The 20,369-nt window shown below is 45.5% G+C and carries 17 protein-coding genes; 14 read left to right on the forward strand and 3 right to left on the reverse strand.

The window, feature by feature from the left end; all coding sequences use genetic code 11:
• The first annotated feature begins 25 nt into the window (after positions 1–25).
• Positions 26–910, forward strand: a complete 885-nt coding sequence (locus tag ACT89M_RS12865) for a hypothetical protein (RefSeq protein ID WP_487345273.1) — start codon at positions 26–28, stop codon at positions 908–910.
• A 174-nt stretch (positions 911–1,084) separates the two neighbouring features.
• Here ACT89M_RS12865 and ACT89M_RS12870 read toward each other — a convergent pair whose 3' ends face one another.
• The 3 genes from ACT89M_RS12870 to desA form a co-directional block, all read right to left on the reverse strand.
• On the reverse strand, positions 1,085–1,684 hold the full coding sequence (locus ACT89M_RS12870) for a response regulator transcription factor (protein WP_154984201.1): 600 nt from the start codon (positions 1,682–1,684) through the stop codon (positions 1,085–1,087).
• Positions 1,681–2,829: a sensor histidine kinase gene (locus ACT89M_RS12875; protein WP_487345313.1), complete on the reverse strand. Its 1,149-nt coding sequence runs from the start codon at positions 2,827–2,829 to the stop codon at positions 1,681–1,683. Before ACT89M_RS12875 ends, ACT89M_RS12870 begins: the two co-directional genes overlap by 4 nt.
• 92 nt (positions 2,830–2,921) lie before the next feature.
• The gene (gene desA / locus ACT89M_RS12880; RefSeq protein WP_154886166.1) at positions 2,922–3,980 is read right to left on the reverse strand and encodes a Delta(5) desaturase DesA; all 1,059 of its coding nucleotides are present in this window, start codon (positions 3,978–3,980) and stop codon (positions 2,922–2,924) included.
• 420 nt (positions 3,981–4,400) lie between these two features.
• On the opposite strand from desA, the gene ACT89M_RS12885 reads away from it, so the two are divergent.
• The 13 genes from ACT89M_RS12885 (at position 4,401) to ACT89M_RS12945 (ending at position 20,298) form a co-directional block, all read left to right on the forward strand.
• On the forward strand, positions 4,401–5,240 hold the full coding sequence (locus tag ACT89M_RS12885; RefSeq protein WP_090920568.1) for a YitT family protein: 840 nt from the start codon (positions 4,401–4,403) through the stop codon (positions 5,238–5,240).
• A 176-nt stretch (positions 5,241–5,416) separates the two neighbouring features.
• Positions 5,417–6,655 (forward strand): ROK family transcriptional regulator, encoded by a 1,239-nt coding sequence (locus ACT89M_RS12890; protein ID WP_487345274.1) that lies wholly within the window; start codon positions 5,417–5,419, stop codon positions 6,653–6,655.
• A gap of 73 nt (positions 6,656–6,728) precedes the next feature.
• The gene (locus ACT89M_RS12895; RefSeq protein ID WP_253494949.1) at positions 6,729–7,745 is read left to right on the forward strand and encodes an ROK family protein; all 1,017 of its coding nucleotides are present in this window, start codon (positions 6,729–6,731) and stop codon (positions 7,743–7,745) included.
• Between the two features lie 61 nt (positions 7,746–7,806).
• The gene (locus ACT89M_RS12900; RefSeq protein ID WP_244159311.1) at positions 7,807–9,030 is read left to right on the forward strand and encodes an MFS transporter; all 1,224 of its coding nucleotides are present in this window, start codon (positions 7,807–7,809) and stop codon (positions 9,028–9,030) included.
• A gap of 46 nt (positions 9,031–9,076) precedes the next feature.
• Positions 9,077–11,320, forward strand: coding sequence for a helix-turn-helix domain-containing protein (locus ACT89M_RS12905; protein ID WP_154886163.1), 2,244 nt, complete (start codon positions 9,077–9,079; stop codon positions 11,318–11,320).
• Positions 11,321–11,486: 166 nt separating this feature from the next.
• On the forward strand, positions 11,487–11,858 hold the full coding sequence (locus tag ACT89M_RS12910) for a protein kinase family protein (RefSeq protein ID WP_154886162.1): 372 nt from the start codon (positions 11,487–11,489) through the stop codon (positions 11,856–11,858).
• Between the two features lie 392 nt (positions 11,859–12,250).
• Entirely contained in the window at positions 12,251–13,855 is a 1,605-nt protein-coding gene (locus tag ACT89M_RS12915) for an extracellular solute-binding protein (RefSeq protein ID WP_154886161.1), read from the forward strand.
• Between the two features lie 116 nt (positions 13,856–13,971).
• On the forward strand, positions 13,972–14,874 hold the full coding sequence (locus ACT89M_RS12920; protein WP_487345275.1) for an ABC transporter permease: 903 nt from the start codon (positions 13,972–13,974) through the stop codon (positions 14,872–14,874).
• A gap of 60 nt (positions 14,875–14,934) precedes the next feature.
• On the forward strand, positions 14,935–15,807 hold the full coding sequence (locus ACT89M_RS12925; RefSeq protein ID WP_090920547.1) for a carbohydrate ABC transporter permease: 873 nt from the start codon (positions 14,935–14,937) through the stop codon (positions 15,805–15,807).
• 20 nt (positions 15,808–15,827) lie between these two features.
• Positions 15,828–17,522 carry a hypothetical protein gene (locus tag ACT89M_RS12930; RefSeq protein WP_154886159.1) on the forward strand — a complete coding sequence of 565 codons (1,695 nt, stop codon included), beginning with the start codon at positions 15,828–15,830 and terminating at the stop codon, positions 17,520–17,522.
• Positions 17,523–17,640: 118 nt separating this feature from the next.
• Complete coding sequence (locus ACT89M_RS12935; RefSeq protein ID WP_154886158.1) at positions 17,641–18,594, forward strand: sugar phosphate isomerase/epimerase family protein; 954 nt, start codon at positions 17,641–17,643, stop codon at positions 18,592–18,594.
• A 463-nt stretch (positions 18,595–19,057) separates the two neighbouring features.
• Complete coding sequence (locus ACT89M_RS12940; RefSeq protein ID WP_221789174.1) at positions 19,058–19,387, forward strand: transposase; 330 nt, start codon at positions 19,058–19,060, stop codon at positions 19,385–19,387.
• Positions 19,388–19,392: 5 nt separating this feature from the next.
• Complete coding sequence (locus ACT89M_RS12945; protein WP_308723561.1) at positions 19,393–20,298, forward strand: IS3 family transposase; 906 nt, start codon at positions 19,393–19,395, stop codon at positions 20,296–20,298.
• The last annotated feature ends 71 nt before the right edge of the window (positions 20,299–20,369 follow it).

Raw genomic sequence — 20,369 nt, forward strand, 5'->3', positions numbered from 1 at the left:
GTGCAATCATTAGGAGGTATACATCATGAAAAAACAATCGATATGGATGACCATTCCGGTGACGACAGCCGTTGTGCTCGCGCTGGCTGGATGCGGAGGGCCAGACTCCAATCAGCCATCAACAAGTGGGCAAACATCTACAACAACCGGTAGTGAGCAAACGCAGTCTGGCAGCGGGAACTCCGCTTCTTCCGATGATTCTTCTGCTTCAACGGTCAAAGACAGCACAGCCAATTCAAACACGAATGAAAGTACAACTCATTCAGAGTTATCCGATGTTGACGAAGTGGTAAAGGCTGTTCGTAATGAGTTGAAGAATCAGGATGTGTCACTTCCGACAACCCTCCCATTAGCTAAGGGTCAGTATTTGGGCGCAGCCATTACAACAAATACGATAGATGCTTCACATGTAAACTTCTATACAGGAGACAAACCAACGACTTTAAATGATCCCTCATTTACGAAGTCAAACAGTAAAACGCCTTGGTTAGCCAGTTATGAAGTGAAAACCTATGAGAATCCCGATCAAACGGACTTATTCCCTCAAACGGATGTGCAAAACATACCGAAAGATATGAGTGTGGATTTGGGACACGGAATTAAAGGTATGGTGGAAGGTGCCGCAGGGAGTCAGTATCTGACATGGCAAGAGGGCCGGTGGACATTACAGATTCGATCTGTGTCTGAGGATCAGATGAACAACCCAGGGATTGCGAAGAAAATGGTTGAGTATCTGGAGTCACATACGCTTCCTGCCCCCAAAGACAAAGGATTTGTGGACGTGCAATATGCTAGTGGCGGAAAAAGCGTGCGTGTTGCAATTTCATGGCAAGACGGCAAACGAATTCATCAGTTGAAAACAGACCAAGTTCCACTGGATGCGCTTGGCATGGTTGTGTCGGTAAAATGATGGCTTATTGCATGGACGTATCTCAATGATGATCGCGAACAGTCAAACCAAAGGCAAATAACCAAAAAAAGCTTGGCACAAGAGGAACCTTCTTGAGCCGAGCCTTTTTGGTTATTGCGTTTCTGATGCAAGGTAATGGGGACCGTTTATCGTTTGCGTCCATTACCGGCTCCTTCACTTAAACCACCCTTTTTCTTTGGAACGGGTGATCGCTTCAATGCGGTTACTTGCATTCAATTTGTTAAGAATAATCGAGATGTAATTCCGAACAGTGCCCGTTGTAATGAACAAGTGTCCGGCAATTTCCTTCGTGTTTTTTCCGTCAGCCATGAGGCCAAGCACAGCGTGTTCACGTTCGGTTAATGGATTTTCCTCTACATAAGCTTCATCGACCAGATCAGGAGCGAAGATGCGTCTGCCATTCATCACTTGACGAATCGCTTCGGCGAGCTCTTCTATAGGGCTGTCCTTAAGCAAATAACCGCGAACACCGCCTTTAAGCGCACGTTCGAAATATCCGGTTCTGGCAAACGTGGTAAGAATAATGACTTTGCAGTTCATGCCTTTGAGTTCCTCGGCAGCTTCTAACCCACTCTTAACAGGCATTTCGATATCCATTAAACAGATATCAGGCGCATGTTGTTGTACGAGCGCAAGAGCTTCCTGGCCATTGCTAGCTTGTCCAACAACCTCCATGTCTTCCTCCAGATTAAGTAGCGAAGATAATGCGCCTAGCATCATGCGCTGATCTTCAGCAATGACGATTCTGATCATTCTTCTGCCTCCTTTATCGGTTTGCGTACCAGCTTGGGCACATGGATGATCAGCGATGTACCTTCGATTCCTGTACCTGACCGAATGTCCATGCAGCCGTTCACAAATTCCAGTCGTTCTTTCATGCCGAGAATGCCCGTTCCGCGTCGATCTTGCTTGCGCGTGCGCTCCATGCCTATCCCATTATCGTCTACGGTTAAGACATTGTGGGAAGGGGTTTCTTTAATTCCAATAATACACCTCGTAGCCTGACTGTGTTTGACTACATTAGTCACCGCTTCCTTTAAACACATTCCGAGCACATTTTCATTTAATTGAGAGGTGTCCTGTAGCTTGGGGTTGCCTTGTAAAATAAATTCAATGGAAGCGGCTTTCAGAATCTGCTCCGCCCGGAACATCTCATCCACAAGTTGCGTTCCGCGCATCGTTGTAACCATCTCGCGAACTTCCTTCAAAGCTGTGCTTGCTGTCTGTCTAAGTTCATTCAGTTCAATGATGGCTTGATCCGGATTTTTGCGAAGCAAGCGCTTGGCCAGATCGGTTTTGAGACCGATCAGCGAGAGCTTTTGCCCCAGTGTATCGTGTAAGTCTCGTGCAATCCGTTGACGCTCTTCCATTTTCACCAGATCGTCCAGCCGTTTGTTCGCACTTTCCAGCTGGCCTTCTAGTTGCTCTCGCTTGTTTTTATTGTACGTGCTAATCGGTAGGAGAATAGAGGCCATCAGGCTGATAAAGACAAATGGAAACTGGCTGAGCAGCATTGAGTTTTGATTGATAAAACCATAATTGACCGTAAGGAAGCTTGCACCGAGATTTACCGAGTAAAGGGTGAAAAATCCAGCTTTATTTTTAATATTGCCAATAAAAAAAGCGAGAAATAATGAGAAATAAGCATAATCATATGCAATCGTCATCGTAATGGATATGGCAATCAGTAGTCCGATCCACATGTAGACCTGCCAGCCCTTGGTAATGAAGGCCAGTAGATAACACACGAAAAATACAAGAATAATGATAATGCCGGTCACCAGTGTCCACAATTGCGAATATTGAGAGATGTAGTAGAAGGGCAGAATGAAAAAAACAAGCCATACATATGGATTCAACCCTGTATTTTTATAAAATAGTTGCGACCACTTCTGAATATCATTCTCCTCCTTGAAAAAGGTGTTACTGGACTTTAGCCTGACTGTAGCATGACTGCTGTCCGAATACAAGAAAACGAATCCGACAGAGCCTAAGGCTTCTCTGTCAGACCCGCTTGATTAGTTACCCGAATAGGATTCGGAATATACTTTTTGCGTGATGCTTGTTTCAGCTCTCTGAAACTGATGAATTGTTTATGCTCTTCATCCCACAGACGGAAGCGGAGTGCAACCAGACTGGAACGTAGTGTGATCGTTGTGGCCTTCTGCAAAGGCGGTGTTGAGTTATGTGCTTCTTCCAGATAGTAGTTCGGCACACGTGGGCTCAAGTGATGCACATGGTGGAATCCAATATTTCCGCTGATCCATTGTAGCAACTTCGGCAGCTTGTAATAGGAGCTTCCTTCTACTGCTGCTTTGACATAACTCCATTCGTCTTCGTGTTCGAAATATGTCTCTTCAAACTGGTGCTGTACGTAGAACAGCCAGATGCCAAAGAAACCGGAGAAGAAAAATACGGGTGCTTGCACCATGACAAAAGCTTGCCATCCAATCAGCCAGCACATAAAGCTATATAGAGCAATGATTAGAATTGTTGTTAAATGGGTATTAATTCTTTCCTTGCGTCTTGCCGCTTTGCGGTTAAAACGATAGGCAAACAGAAACACATAGATCGGTCCAATGCCAAACATGATCACCGGGTTACGATACACACGATAGAAGAGACGCATCCAAGGTGTTGCAGACTTATATTCATCGACGGTCATAACCCAGATGTCACCTACACCGCGTTTATCCAGATTGCCGCTTGTTGCATGGTGGATCGAGTGCTCTGCTTTCCATTGCTGGTAGGGAGTCAAGGTTAATACGCCCGTGATGGTGCCGAGAATATCGTTAGCCCGTTTGCTTTTGAAGAATGAGCCGTGACAGCAGTCATGAAAAATAATAAACGTTCGAAGCACGAATCCCGATGCCACTAGTGCAATAGGGAACGTAAGCCAGTACGAGATCGATAAGCTGTAATATGCAGCTGCCCATAATATAAAGAGCGGGACTAATGTATTGATTAATTGACGAATGCTAAGTTTGAGATCGTTTTTTTCAAAAGGTGTAACTTCTTTTTTTAGCGCCATTTCTTTGCTTCTACTCATACATGTTCCTCCTTATGCGTACAAACCATAGCGGTCTGTACCCTGCCGATTCCCGATAATGCTCTTTTAGGAAGCGTTTTTATCATTGTAAAAGAATGCGCGCATGACGGTAAGTCACAAACGTCAGCCTGCTGTAATGACAAATATCAAGTATCGACCATGACATTTGTCATGGTCAGTTTCCGTTTTACATGATACAGAGCGTGAAAAGATGGCGTTTTCAAATTTCCTTTGCACAAATGACGCAACAATTTGTATTATGTATACAAATTTTGCGAAGAGCATGGTAGAATCTATCCTGGAGTGTATATGACAGATTATTAGGTAGAGAGTTAATTTAGATGTATTAGTTAAGGTAAGGCGATTAATTAGAAGATTTAGATAAGCTATTATTTTTGGATGGATTGGATGGAGCGCCGAATGAAAAGAAGAATCACGGATATTTTATTTATTATGGCTGGTGCGTTTCTGTTTGCGCTGGCGGTAAACTTGTTTGTCATCCCCAATGATCTGGCAGAGGGAGGCGTAACAGGGATCACGATCATTTTGTATTATCTCTTTCACTGGTCTCCCGGACTGATGAACCTGATTCTCAACGGTATATTACTACTCGTAGGTTATAAGTTTTTGGATCGAACCACGACAGTGTATACGATTATTGCGGTTATCTTTAACTCGCTCTTCCTGCACCTGACAGAAAGCTGGAGCATTGCATCAGATGAGCTATGGGTTAATACCATTTTTGCAGGTGTATTTGCAGGTCTCGGGATCGGTTTAATTGTTAAAGTAGGAGGAACAACGGCAGGCACGGTCATTCTGGCACGGCTTGCGAACAAATACCTGGATTGGAATATCAGCTACGGATTGCTTTTCTTTGATCTGATCGTGGCATTCTCTTCTTACTTTATCATTGGGCCACAGGGTTTGATGTGTACGATTGTATTGCTATTCGTTGGAACGAAAACGATGGAATTTATTATTGAAGGATTGAATCCGAAAAAAGCAGTTATGATTATCTCATCGAAGCAGGATCAGATCGCGAAGCAGGTCATTGAGAAGATGGATCGTGGGGTTACAGTTCTGTCCGGCCACGGTTATTATACGAAGAATCCGAAAGAGATTTTGTATATTGTGATCAGCAAGCAAGAAGTTCCAATGCTGAAGAAAATTGTACGTGCAGAGGATGAGATTGCGTTTATCACCATTCATGACGTGCGCGACGTATTCGGGGAAGGTTTTATCGAGCTTTCGAAGTCATAATATATGATATTGTACAGGTTCAAGCGTGGATAAGGACGAAGTGGGGAAACCATTCCCATTTGGTCCTTTTTGCGTTGTGGATTTACGGAAAATGTGCTGTACACACTTCAAAGTGGATGATATATTGAATTTAATTCGTTAAGAAACTTAACTAACTATGGAGCGGAGGTGATAAAATGGCTGGCACACCGCAATATATCCGTAATCTGAATGAAAACTTGATTATGGATGCCTTGATTACACAAGGCTCCATGTCGAGAGCGGATATCAGCCGTCAAACAGGACTTAGTAAACCGACAGTATCATCAGCGGTAGAGCACCTGATTGAGCGTAATCTGGTGAAGGAGACAGGTCGGGCAGACAATGCCCAAGGGCGCAAGGCCACGTTAATTCAATTTAATGAAACAGCTTATTATGTCTGCGGTATTGATATCGGGGCTACACGAATTCGAATTGCCCTGTCTGACCTGAATGGGCAAATCATTGCGTATGATACCTATCCGCCAATTGATCCAGATCAGTACGTGCAGTTCAACTCAGCAATCGTACAGTCCTCTGGAAAGGTCGAAGTCGAGGGTGGGTATGAGACATCTGTTGTCTCTGAGGTGCCTGTACTTCGCTTGTTACACAGCTATGTGGATCAGCTGCTTCAGAACAATCGCCTTCAGTGGAGTGATCTTCGCTGCATTGGGTTTGGAATTCCAGGTGTTGTCTTGCCTGTCTCAGGCAAGATTAGCCGGATTGTTGACCCGCTTGCAGGCATGGAGCAGGACTTCTCCCGTGATGCCTTAGCTCGTGCTTTTCCATGTGATATTATGCTGGACAATGATGTGAATCTCGCTGCGCTTGGGGAATATAGAAAGGGAGCTGCGATGAATTCGCCTTTGTTCATATTTTTCTCCATTGGGGCGGGAACGGGTGCAGGGATTATGGTTCAGGGTCATTTATTACATGGCTTGGGGGGACTAACTGGTGAAGTAGCTGAGATGCGGATGCAGGATGGCCGCCGTCTGGAAGATGTGTTGTCGGCTGATGGGCTGATAAGCCTGGCGAAGCGACATTACTTAAAAGGCCTTTTAAGTTCAGACATGCAACCTGAGGATATCTTTGCGGCGACTCGTAGCGGAGAGGGATGGGCTATAAGCATGATGAAGGAGTACAGTCAGATGATCGCTTCGGCGTTGCGTCAGATTAGCACGTTGCTTGCCCCTGAATTAATCGTGCTTGGAGGCGGCATTGGCGGGAATGGTGATGTATTGTTACCTCTGCTAAGGAAAGCTGTTGCCGAACAATTTCCGGTGCAACCACAGCTGATATGTTCGGATCTTGGAGAGCGAGCGGTCGTTACAGGGGCTGTGCAAGTAGCTTTGCAACATACATTGATGAAGCTTAAACAAGCGACGACTGAAGAGTAGAAATCAAAGAAAATAAGTTTTGAACCGTTGTACTACCAATAATAAAGAACAGATCTGCCAAGGAGGAAGTGTAATGACAGAAGCACAGCTTGAAGGGTTCGAAGCGAAAGGCTCATGGGTCGCCGGTATTGACATCGGAGGAACCAAAATACTGATGTTGTTATCCAAACAGAAATGCGGTGGAGAAGTGCATGAGCGCAGATTGCCAACACAATCCGCGGAGCAACCGGAACTGTTTTTCCAGTGGTTATTCACGGAATTAAAAACGTTCTGTGTAGAGATTGGATGTGATTGGGATCGGCTCGCGGGTGTAGGGCTAGGTTTCCCGGGTGTTATTTTGCAAGATGAAGCTGTGCTTCGGAATGCTCCTGCATTCCAGTGGCCCGAAGAAGATATTCGCCCGATTATCGCCAAATACTACAGCGGAAAGATCGTTCTGGATAACGATGTGAACATGGCGGCCATGGGAGAAGTGGATCAGGGGGCAGCCAAAGGACATCGTCATAGTGTAATGGTAACCGTAGGTACAGGCATTGGCGCTGCGCTCGTGCTCAATGGAGAATTGCACAGTGGGCAGCACGGTGCGGCCGGTGAGATAGGACATTTTATCACAGGTGATGAGGGACTGAGTTCCGAATATGTAGCAGATGGTGATGCCTTCGGTGTATTTGAACAAGTGACGTCGGGGACCGGCATTACGGAGCGGGCAAGGCATTATTTTAATTCGGGTAAGGGAAGTGAACTATCCCTGATCTGGAGTCTGGCCGGAGGCGAAGTGCAACAGATTGAAGCAAGACATGTGTTCAAGGCGGCGGAGTCAGGCGATGTAGCTGCACTTGAAATTCTGGAACTGCCTATGCGTTATATGGCAAGAGGACTCGCGAATATTACGGCGCTGCTGAACCCGTCGATTATCGTACTCGGCGGCGGAGTAGCTGCATCCAATCCAGCCTATTATCTGAATGAAGTTCAGGCCAGACTCAAACGTTATGTTGTGCTCCCGGTCCAAGTGGTTATTGCCGAGCTTGGCAATAAAGCAGGGGCAATCGGGGCGCTAGCTTCCATTAGACGTCACCTTGAACGTATGTAGCGGCTAGTCATAGGAGTAAACCATACACAGAGACTACAGAAATCAAAGGATGGAGATCCGGATGAGCGATAGACATATGACGGCTACTACAAAAAAAACAAAAGCCGAATTCAATGAAGCAAAAGCTGTATTAATTAAATTGCAGGGTTTATATCTGTTTATGGGACTTGCTGGAGGCATATTTAACCCTTACATCAATCCGATATTGGTTGCTCAGGGTTTTTCGAGTAAGGATACCGGATTCATCATGGCATTTGGAACATTAATATCCATCATTCTCCAGCCAGTCTGGGGGATTTTGGTGGATAAATTCAAAAAAACACGCCTTGTATTGGTGGTCAGCCTGCTTGTTCCAGCAGCGTTAGCGTATTTTTATAATATTCAGGTGTACATTATATTAATTTTGATTTATACTTTGTGCACTATATTTCAAGTGACACAGATACCTGTAGCTGACTCCTACGCGGTAACGGCAGCAAGAGCGGCGAATACCTCTTACGGTATGATTCGGCTGTTCGGAAGCCTGGGGACAGGGGTTGGCGGATTCGCTGCAGGGATGTATCTCTCCCAGTTTTCCATTCATATGTTATGGTTGCCCTTTCTGTTTTTCAACATCTTGAGCGCAATACTGGCGGGCACACTCCCCAAGCAGACGAGCATCTCCTCGTCCTCGGTAACTTTCTCCGTAGGTTTGGCAAGATTACTTCGAAATCGCACGTTCCTTCTCTTTCTCACGGGTTGTTTTCTGGTGAATCAGACCCTTACAGCATTTAACTCCTTTTTTGTTATTTCATTTCAGATGGCTGGTGGCTCGGTTGCCTTGACGGGTACAGCTCTTTTGATCGCTTCCATCACCAATGTACCCTCTATGCTGGTAGCCGCTTATGTGTTGCGCAGGTGGGGACATGAACGAACCATGTTGCTGGCAGCGGGAGCCTACATGTTACGCTGGGGAATTCAATGGTTATGGCCAAGTCCCGAAGTGATGATTGGTGTTCAGGTGTTGCACGGATTGTCATTTGGATTTTTCTATATCGCGGCAGTGGAATATGTGGCGTCTGTTACTGGACGTGAGATGCAGGCGACAGGTCAAAGCTTGTTTAACATGGTGTTTGCAGGACTCGGAGGCATTGTGGGAAATATGCTTAACGGCTATTTGTTGGATACTGGCGGTCCGTCAATGATGTATCTGGCTTGTACCATCAGTGCGGCAATGGGGGCAATTATTCTGTATATCGTCAGCAGACAGGCCAAAGAGCAGAGAAGGGCCTACCCGTTAGAGTAGAAATGGAGTTAGAAACTTAAAGTAGAAACGGAAGGAACTGAGGCCTATGAAGGTAAATCTGAAGCGGACATGGCACACCAGGTTGATTTATTCATATTTCCCCCTATTTCTGCTCACGATTTCCATTCTGATCTTTCTCTCCTTCCTGGTTGTTAACGAATTGTCACGAAAAGAAACCAAAAAAGCGGATATGATCTCCACACATTACATTGTCAGCACATTGGAGCGTTCGTTAGGCGATATCGAGATGAGACTGCTGGATGAAATTGTAACGAACACAATGTACAGTCGTTTTTTGGAAGCCGAAAAAGGACAATTGTCCAGTCAGTTTATTTATGATGCAGCCAGTGATCTGAACCGTATGGTGGATCAACAGGGTATGGTGCAGTCGATTTACCTCTACCGAATGTCGGATTCAAGCATTATTACACCTAGAGGAATGGTAAGTTTTGAGGAATTTGAGGATAAATCGTATATCGAACAGGCGTTGAAAAATAAATTGAATCTGGGTTGGAATCAGCCCAGATCCTACAAAGAACGTTCATTTGATGTCCCTTCACAGGTCATCAGCATGAATAAATGGCTACCACTGCCTTGGGGTGGTGAAGGTCTGCTTGTTATTACCATACGGATGTATGCCTTGGAGAGGCAAATTGACAATATGACGGATGCGAATCTCTCTTTTCTACAGGTGAAGAATAACTATGGGGATCTCGTATATTCGGCTCATCAGATTGACTCGGCAGAGGGGAATGTCCTTAATCAGGTCAAGGCTGAGAAGCTTGGACTTACCTTTGAGAGTGGCATTCAGACAGGTCAGTTATATTCATGGGTATCGCTGGTGTCCTATGTGTGGATTGGAATTGGTATTCTCACCATTGCTGGTGCGGTCGCAGGTCTGATCTATATTACACGTAGAAACGTAAAACCCATGCAGCTGATGATGAATCGCATTCAGGCGTTACAGCCCCGTGTGCATGAAGAGGATGCCGCACCTTCTGTCAAAAACGAGCTTGCACTGATCGACCGGGCGCTGGAACATCTCATTGCTCAAACCGTAGATTACGAGAAACAGCATCATGAGAATCTGCTGATTCATCGCAGGCAGTTGCTTGTGGATTTGATGGAGGGTGAACGTATAGATTCTTTCCGTCAGCGTCTTCGTCACTTGCAACCGCTTGAGGAAAGGTTTCTTGAACCGCAGTGCGCCGCTGTATTGGTAGCGGAGATGAATGGGGCAGACCTGCCCGCTCCTTCCAATACGCTAAAAATGGCACTGATGAATGTGTTCAAGGAACTGGTGCAGAAAGAGAGCAATTTTGGTGCGTGGGCAGAATGGTTTGGCAATCGGCGTTTAATCGTTGTGGTAGCCTGCAATGAAAAAGAAAGACTGAGTCGTGAACTTCTGATGGATTTGGCTAAACAGTTGCATATGTGGATTGCTGAGCATTTCCGGATTCGGTTTACGTTCGGAATCGGGCAGACGGTTAATGGCTGGGAAGAAATCACTCGATCCTATAGCAGTGCAGACACAGCTCTGCAGCACCGGCTCACCCTTGGTCAGAATGCGATTGTACTCAGTGAACAACTGCCAGGCCACATGGAACTGCATTCGTATAAATATTTGCAAATGCTCGCAGACATCGTTCGGGAGTTCAGGCTTACGGGGGATGGCTGGCGAGCACAGCTTGACCAGATGTTTATTGCGTTCAATGAAGACCAAATGAACGATAAAGATATTCGTATGCTCTTGCAATCGTTGATTCAGATGTTGGCGCGTGAGTTCGGGGAGTTATCTGAACGTTTGCAACACCAATTTGATGAGCTGCTTTTGGCGCGGCTTCGCTCGCAAATTCAGGAGCACGATACGCTCGAAGGCATTCGGGGGATTTTGCTGGATTGGCTCAAAGAGGTCTATCGCAATTATGTTGCCGTTAACGAAACGAAAAGTCACCGTGCGATGATAAACGAGCTGCGCGTATACATTGAGGAGCATTTCGATGATCCGGATCTGTCGCTGAAACACCTGAGTGACCGTTTTCAAATCTCGGGTAAATATGCGAGTTATTTGTTCAAAGAAGAATTCGGTATGAAGTTTGTTGATTTTCTTGTGAAATTGAGAGTAGAAAAAGCATGCCGAATGCTAACATCAACGGATACAGCTATTCAGGATATCGCCCAGCAAGTGGGGTATGCTAATGCGATCTCGTTTGGAAGAGTGTTCAAACGTGTGATTGGCGTGACTCCTGGGGATTATCGCAAGCAATATGGCAAACAAGAAGAACAATGAAGCGAAGCATTATTTTTGAAAACTCCTCTACTTGAGCAACGTACATTTTTTTGTTGCGTCGTAGGGGAGTTTTTTTGAGGCTACTCGAAAAATGACGTAAGAACACAGTAGAAAATAAACAATATGTTCTAAACTATATATACATATATCAAAAGGAGGGGACAAAATGCATCAGTATGGACAGCAAGTTTGGGGCTCCGTGGAACTGGGTAGCGAGGTTAACATTACAACGGATAACAGTACCTTCGGTTTTAGCGTAGACGGTTTGCAATATTCTTTGGACATTCCAGCGGGAAGCTACATGACCAGTAGGAACAGACATGAGTCAGAGCTTGTTCAGATCATGACTGAGACAGCTGAGCATCTGAGCTTGCCTGTACAGTTCAAGCTGGGCGGGATTCATGATGATCAGAAGCTGAACGTATTAATTCTGGAACATCTCGACAAGAGTAAAGAGTATGTGCTGGATGAATTCGGAGGAAGCGCAGTAGATACGATTTTTGGAGAAGTGCGTTTTAATCTTGCTCCAAGAAATTAGCCGGGTAGCATCATCATAGATTGTTTAGAAATGACCGCTGATAAGGCGGTCTTTTTTATTTGCGCGCAGATCAGGAAAATGGATTAGTATTTGTCGTTGATTGTCGAATTAGAGGGAATTACCACCTGTAAAAGAGTGAGAATAACTTATATTTGTGTTAGTTTATATAACATAATTAGTGTGAAAATAGTTTATTGTCAGGAAAATTGTTTATAAAGATAGGTTATTTGACGTTAAAATAGCTTTATTCTGTTTTGAAAATAGTTTATTGTCGATTTTCAGAAAACAATGTAATAATTAATGACATTCACAGGTGCAACGAGTTGGACAACCATAACGGAGTGGCGATCATGTGAATCATTACAGAATGGGTGCGAAAGGGGAAAGGTCAAATGAAATTATTTCAGAGATGCAAGGCAGGAAAGGCAAGTTCGATTCTCGCAGCGGTAACAGCATTCACTCTATTATTATCCGCGTGTTCGTCAGGTAGTGAACCATCATCTTCATCATCCGGGGAAGCGGGTGCGGGGAACAGAACCACGTTGAAAGTAGAAATTTTTGACCGGGGAAATACACCGGCTGGTTACACCATCTCCGATAGTTATCTGACACGCTTCATTCAAAAGGAATTTGGTGACCCGAACAACATTGATGTTCAATTTGTTCCGGTTCCCCGCTCAGAAGAAGTGCAGAAGCTTAACGTGCTCATGGCAAGTGGTTCTGAAGTGCCCGATGTTGTATTCACTTATGATTCCGGTACCTTTAATCGTTATGCCTCACAAGGCGGTTTGACAGAGTTGACTGATCTGCTGAACAAAGAGGGAAGCAATCTGAAAACATTTTTGGGTGATGACACGCTGGCATACGGTCAGTATGATGGACAACAATTCGCAGTTCCGGGTAAACGTCTGGTGTTAGGAAAGTACGCTTCTTATGTTCGCCAGGACTGGCTGGATGCACTTGGACTGCCAACGCCTCAAACGGCTGAAGAACTGCACACAGCCTTGAAAGCAATCAAGGAGAAAGATCCGGGCAAGGTGGGCTCGGCACTCATTCCCATGGGGATGTCAATCGCTTCGGCGCAATATGAGCCATTGATCTGGTCTTTCATTCAACCTCTTACGGAAGAACAGAGATATACACTGACTCAACAGCTAGGCTCTAATGATTATCCAACGTTGCTCCCTGGCTTCAAAGATGCACTTAAATATATGAACACGTTGTATAACGAGGGATTAATAAGTGCAGACTTCGGGCTGGATAAAGACAAGAAGAAACTATGGGAAGATGTATCCAACGGGAAAGTAGGTTTCTACAGTGAAGATGCCGGAGAAATTTACATCTCAGGTACGTATAAAAACCTGCAAACGAATAAACCTGATGCGGTGATGACACCGATTGATGCATTCAAAAATTCGGAAGGCAAATTTGCCAAGCCGGCATATGCACCCAATGCGATGTATGTCATGATTCCTAAAACAAGTCAGAATGCAGAAGCGGCTATGAAATATCTGGATTGGATGGCTTCTGGCAACAATTTGTTTGATCTACAATACGGCGTGAAAGACGAGAACTATGAACTGGTGGACGGAGTACCGCAGATTAAAGAAGATGCTTCTCCTGAAATTGCTGGTCGGATCTACAACTCTGGTGATATTGCCATCATTGTAAACGGAAAATATGTCGGAGATGAAAAGAAAAACGAAGAGGCTTATGTCGTTCAGGTAGATCCCAAATATCGGGATGACATGCGTAAATCGGTAGCCATCTCCAATACGGATACGATTCAACCCGTGCGTTTCTCCAAACCAATTGAAGCGGAATCTCGTTATGGTAACGGCTTAAAAGACAAATTCTCTGAGTTTATTGTGAAAACAACCATCTCCAAACCGGCTGATTTTGAAGCTGTGTATAACAGTATGATGAGTGATTATATGGCAAGTGGAGGCCAAGCTGTTCTTGATGAGCGTACGGAGGCTTACAAAGCGATGAAGTAATTATTCATCATATAGCGCAGGTTAGACAGGTCTGGCCGTATTAAACAGGACTTTTCATGGGGGCGATGTAAGGATCGCCTTCCATGAGACATCCTTCACGACTTGGAGGGAACATTATGAAGACAGGCACTTATTTCCGCAGAAACTGGCAAATGTACGCATTACTTGTGTTGCCCATGTTATACTTCATCATTTTCAAATACGGTCCAATGTATGGGGTACAGATCGCATTCAAGGATTTTAACTTCTTCCAAGGGATCAGTGGCAGTGAGTGGATTGGATTCGATGGGTTTAAGGAAGTGTTTCAGAATCAGGGGTTCTATACCGCCTTGCGCAATACTATTATGCTTAACTTGCTCGACTTGCTTGTCTCCTTTCCAGCACCGCTGATTCTGGCTATTCTGCTTTTTGAATTACGAGTCGCCTGGTTCAAAAAGATGGCACAGACGTTGCTTTACATTCCGCACTTTATTTCCTGGGTTATCATTGGTGGTATCGTACTCCAGGTGTTTGGCACACAATCTGGATTCGTTAACAACATGTTAATGAGCATGGGGCTTGATCCGCTTCCATTTCTATCGGATAAAAACTATTGGATCTTTACGTATCTCGCCGTGGGCGTGTGGCAGAGCGCAGGCTGGGGAACGATTTTGTATCTGGCATCCCTTACAGGCATTAACCGTGAACTCTATGAAGCAGCCGAGGTAGACGGAGCCAGCCGTTTGCGCAGAATTTGGCATATCTCCCTGCCAGGCCTCAAAACGACGATTGTTACCTTGCTAATCATTAACGTTGGTAACATGATTTCTATCAGTTTTGACAGGCCGTTCATCATCGGAAATGTGGCAGTACGCGAATATTCGGATGTGCTTAGTACGTTTGTGTACCGTCTGGGTCTGCAATCCGGCCAGGTAACTCTGGCGACCGCAGTGGGACTGTTCCAGGCTGTCGTTGGACTGATTTTCATCCTCGGTGCAAACTACGCATCTAAAAAATTGACAGATGAGAGCATTATGTAACGGAATGAATGCTTCTGCGGCAACACGGTATCCATCTATGATCTGTAAGGAGTGAGTGAGATGTCGGAAAACACGGCGAATCGAATATTCAACACAGTAAATGTAATTCTGATTGTCATTGCGATGGTACTGTGCCTTGCACCATTTATCCATATCATTGCGATCTCGCTTAGCTCGAACCGGGCGATCGGTTCGGGAGAGGTTTCCTTTTTCCCCAAAGAGCTGTCCTGGGAAGCCTATGGCAAGGTGTTCGGTGATGGCTCCATGATTCGTTCCCTGATCTACACGATCTGGCTGACGGTTCTGAGTACGGTGCTTAGTATGCTTATGACGATTATGGCAGCATATCCCCTTGCCAAAAGCAGTCTGAGAGGCCGCAAATGGTTCATGCTGGTCATTGTTGTGACGATGTTTTTTAGCGGGGGAATAATCCCGGAGTATATTTTGATCAAAAATTTGCATTTGCTTGACAGCACTTGGGGATTAATTCTTCCTGGCCTGATCAGTCCGTTTTATATGATTATTCTGATCACCTTTTTTCGCGGCATTCCGGAAAGTCTGGAGGAAGCTGCTGATATTGATGGCAGTACCCAGATTGGAACGTTAATGCGCATTATACTGCCACTATCTCTTCCGGTAATGGCAACGCTCAGCCTGTTTTACGCTGTAGGACGCTGGAATGGATTCCAGGATGCGTTAATGTATATTACCAAACCGGAGTTGTATCCGTTACAATTGAAGTTATATCAGATGATTCAGCAAAACCAAATCACCGAACTGATGCAAAATGAAGGTATTGGTGCAGTTCATGTGTTACCGGAAAGCTTGAAAGCAGCTAGCGTAATATTTTCGACGTTGCCAATCCTGCTCGTCTATCCATGGTTGCAACGATTTTTCATCAGCGGTGTAATGGTAGGTGCTGTAAAAGGTTAACGTCCCAGGAGGTCATAGGCATGACACAACCGATGGTTAAGAAGATGTCCAAGGAACAGCAACATCTAGTACACCAGTCCATGATTATGATGGATCGTTTTTATGACGATGAATTCGCATTGCTTCGCAGCTTTGAAGACGATGCATCAGAGCATGGTACACGAGGCAGTGCACATTATGCGCTGGGCTTGCTGATTCGTCAGGAGCCCGGCGATGTGGAGCGGGCTGTTCGTGTGTTTCACAAAGTGCTCGATTATCAATATGATGCGCCAGAAGAAATCTATCACGGCACCTTTGCTACCCAGACAAATGAAGAGCACCCGCCTGCGGGTCATTATGCATGGAAATCATTTGCGCCAGGCACAGCCTATTTCCTGGAACGCACCTTTGAGAAGGTGTCTGCGCAGTTTATTCATAATCTGCAGCAAGAGAATGATTTGATGAAGGAAGGCGCAGACGCCAAACAATTGAAAGAACTGTTCTATACGTCCGTGAACGCTGTTTTGCCCCCGGTCTGGATCAGTTATGATCCGAACTGGCGGGAATTTATCGCATGTGCGTGTGCTATAGCAACAGCCGAGTTTGCGGCACTTCTGCCGGATACGCTTATTCAGCGGATGGATGAAGCGATGGAACGTGCCGTTCAGGGCTCTGTTGATCGCAGAAGGTCAGATGTGATTCCAATGAACACCAACATTGAACTGATGCATATTTTTATTACCCATTATTATGGACATCGGTTCCAGCGAACGGATTGGATTCAGCATGCGGATGCGCAGGCCGAAAGTCTGTTACAGGAGTTTGAGCAGTTCGGAGGCACGTTTGCCGAGTTCAATACCACGACCTATTACGGAGTGGATCTCGCCGTACTTGGCATGTTCCGAAAGTATGCTGTAACTGAGCGCATGACTGAAATTGCTCACTCGATTGAGCATGGATTATGGAACAATATCGCGCTGTATTACAATGCCAATCTGGAGAATCTCTCCGGGCCATTTGCGCGGGCATATGATATGGAGATGCGGGAGCATAGCTCGATCGGTGTCTTTCTCTATCTATTGCTGGGAGAAGGCTACGAGTATTTGACAGGCATGAATTGTGAATCGGGGCATGATCCGATGATAGCGTTGTTGGGTGTTGATGTCCCTGAAGAGGCTGTACCGTATTTCAAAGCCCATCAAGGAGACCGACTCGTGCAAAAACAGTTCATGGAGCTCTGCGAACGGAGCGATCCAAAAGCGAATCGAAACTTGTGCACCGCTTCGGCCTGGATTGGAGAGAGACGAATGATGGGAGCGATGTCTGGCAGTCGCAATACCAACGGCCAGATGCATCCGGCAACGATTCATTGGCAGACGGAGACAGGAGAGCGGTATTACTTGCGTCTTGTTCGGCGTGAAACAGGTGGAGACTGGAACAGCCATCTGCGGGGTATCACTTTTGAAGCGGAGGTCACGCCGGAAACATTGTATATTGAAGTGCAGCTGGATACGGCGGAAGAGATCGAGGTTTATTTTGAAATCAAAGGACCTCACCTGCATCCTCAGCATTTACAACCGACACGCTGGACGCTTCCGGGGCTAACCTGTTCTGTAAAAGCAGAAGCGCCAGCGCCGGCAGTATTAATGTATACCGACTATGCTGAAATAATCTATCGTTATGTTCCGGGTGTGACGGAGAACCGTATGAAGTTTGAACTCGAGATCAGCGAATAGATCGATGAGGCAAGACGGTATCACAGGGTTAGGCAGGAGACTAAGAGTGGACTTCTATAGAAGGCTATTAGAAGGACTGGGATAGGGCTAATGTGCGGAAGGAGGCAGGGCAGAGTAAATGTATACAGACAAAAAAGAATACTCATTCTCGACATGTTGGAATATCAAGCGCCATACGACGGGTGAAGGTATGATCGACGAGATTCTGTCGCTTGGATTCAGGCAGGTGGAGTTGAATTATAATGTGACGGATGAGCTATTAAAGACGATTGAACCGATGATTGAACGTGGGCAAGTGGGTGTATCGAGTGTGCATAACACGTTTCCGCATGTAGCCGATCCGGATTATGGAACGGATTCGGTGCTGCTTGGATTCGACGATGAGGCGCGGCGTAAAAAGGCGATTGAACTGCTGCTTCGTTCTGCCGAATATGCTCATCGCTACGGTGCGAAGGCTGTTGTTGTGCACCCGGGGGAAGTGCCGTTTGAGTATAACATTGATGAAGCTCTGAAAAAGATCTATCACAAGCAAGGCAAGGATTCACCGGCTTATCAAGCGTTGTGGCATGAGATGCTGGAGAAGAGACGGGCTAGTAGTGAGCACTACTTGAGACGCATACAGGAAAGTCTAGAAGAGGTATGTAATCTGTCAGAGCAGCGTGGATATGGTGTGAATTTCGGAATTGAAACCCGTTCGCGCTGTTATCAGATGCCTACGTTGCAGGAAGCAGGAACGATCATTGGTCAGATGAAGGGTGCACCGCTTGGGTTATGGTATGATATCGGCCACGGCATGATGATGGATCGCATGGGATTGTATGACAATGTGCGCGAAGCGAATGCGCTGATCGATCATGTCGTGGGGGTTCACATCCATGAAACGGTAGGATTGTCCGATCACTGGTGTCCGTATATTCATAGTCAGGACATGAGCTATTTTGATTCATTTCTAGATATCATCGATCGATCTCCTGTGAAAGTGTATGAACTGAAAGCGGCCTGCACACCCGAGGAGATTGACGAAAGTCATAAACTCATTACAGCTCGTATTGCTGAACGCGGGAGAAAATGAAGCAGGCGAACGAATTGTGATGCAGTAGTGGAATTGGGGAAGTCCAAAGTACAACAAGCGTGAGTAAATAGAGCAAACACAGAAATTGCAGAAAACAGAGAAAGCACAGAAAACACAAAATGCACAGAAACACAGAAACACGAGGAGAGCATAACACTCTCTCGTGTTTTTTGTTTACTGATCGAAGCTGAGTGCGTCAAGCAGGTTAAGGGGAGGAACGGAATGGAGAGAGCAATTGAACGGAGCGGTGATCGGAACACGTTAACGTATCAGATAAGAATAGCAAAATGAGTTCTAATCCCGACCCTTAAAGTTCTAACGATCAGCAGGAACCTTATTTCCTCCATCTAGACTGATATAAAATTCTAACGATCACCAGAGAGCTTATTTCTTTAAAGCCCCCTAATCCAATTGGACACTCAAAGCTACCTCAGATACACTAAATGAAATGAGGAGAGTGTTCATGAAAAGACGATTTAGATGCCCAGTTGAGGCGAAAAAGGAGTATGTCGTAGAGGTGCTTTCTGGCCTCCGGACAGAGGTCGTGGCACGAAAGTACGGCATGTCTCCTAAAACGCTGACGACTTGGGTTCGTCAATACGAAGATGAGGTGGGGGAACTGGTGGCTAAAAAACAAAAAGAAACACAACAAATACAGCAAGATGCAGCCAACTATCAAGAATTACAGGAGAAATACAATGAAGCTTTGAAACTTCTTGGCGCAAAAGAATTAGAAAACCAGATTCTTAAGGATCTCGTTAAAAAAAAGTATCCCGACTACAAACCGCGATAGGTTGGATTGAGCGAGGATATCCTGTCCGTACGGTGCTCCGGATCTGCGATGTTCCTCGCTCAACATATTATTATCACTTGAAACACCCTGAACGCCAGCAACCCATAAGTAGCGGACGAAAAATCCCTGGATACTCTTACAACCAGCAAGGGAATCGTATTTCGGACACTCGGATTGTCGGGTTTCTTCGTCGTTTGATTCAAGGGCCAAATGCAGCGTTTGGCTACCGAAAACTAACCGTGTTGTTACGCCGAAAGTACAATCTGGTAATTAACAAAAAGAAAGTATATCGGCTCTGTAAGTCTCTCAGTATCCTTCTCCCTCAGCGCGAACAAATCCATACCGTACCGAGAAAAGTAGCTAATAACCGAACGGTAGATGGGCCTAACCAATTGTGGCAGATGGATATCAAGTACGGTTATGTTGCGGGGAAACGCCGGCACTTTTTCCTCGCAAGTATTATTGATGTTTTTGATCGTCGAATCGTCGCTCACCATCGCGGTAAAGCCTGCGACACGCAGAGCATCCTGCATACGCTCCGGCAGGCTATGGTAACGCGACGTATCCCTAAGACCGAGCCAAAGCTCGTGATTCGTACCGATAACGGCCCTCAGTTTATAAGCAAAGCGTTTTATAACTTCTGTGAAGAAGCAGGTTTAGAGCATGAGCGGACACCCGTTCGAACACCGAATAAAAATGCTTTTATTGAATCGTTTCATAGTGTTCTGGAACGTGAGTGTTACCAGCGACATTGTTTCGAAAGCTACGAAGAAGCCTTTTCCGAGGTAGACCGTTATATCCGTTATTACAACAAAGACCGTATTCACGGCAGTCTACACGACTGGTCGCCGACAGATTACCTGCGCCTGGTCAACGAAGGAACCATAGAGCCCAAATCCATTGCATTATGATGCATCAATCTGAGAAAAAGCTAGCTAGTGTCCAATATTAAGGGGTTGAACCGATTTCGTTGTTTCAGTAA

The organism is Paenibacillus sp. NN59 (assembly GCF_057597225.1).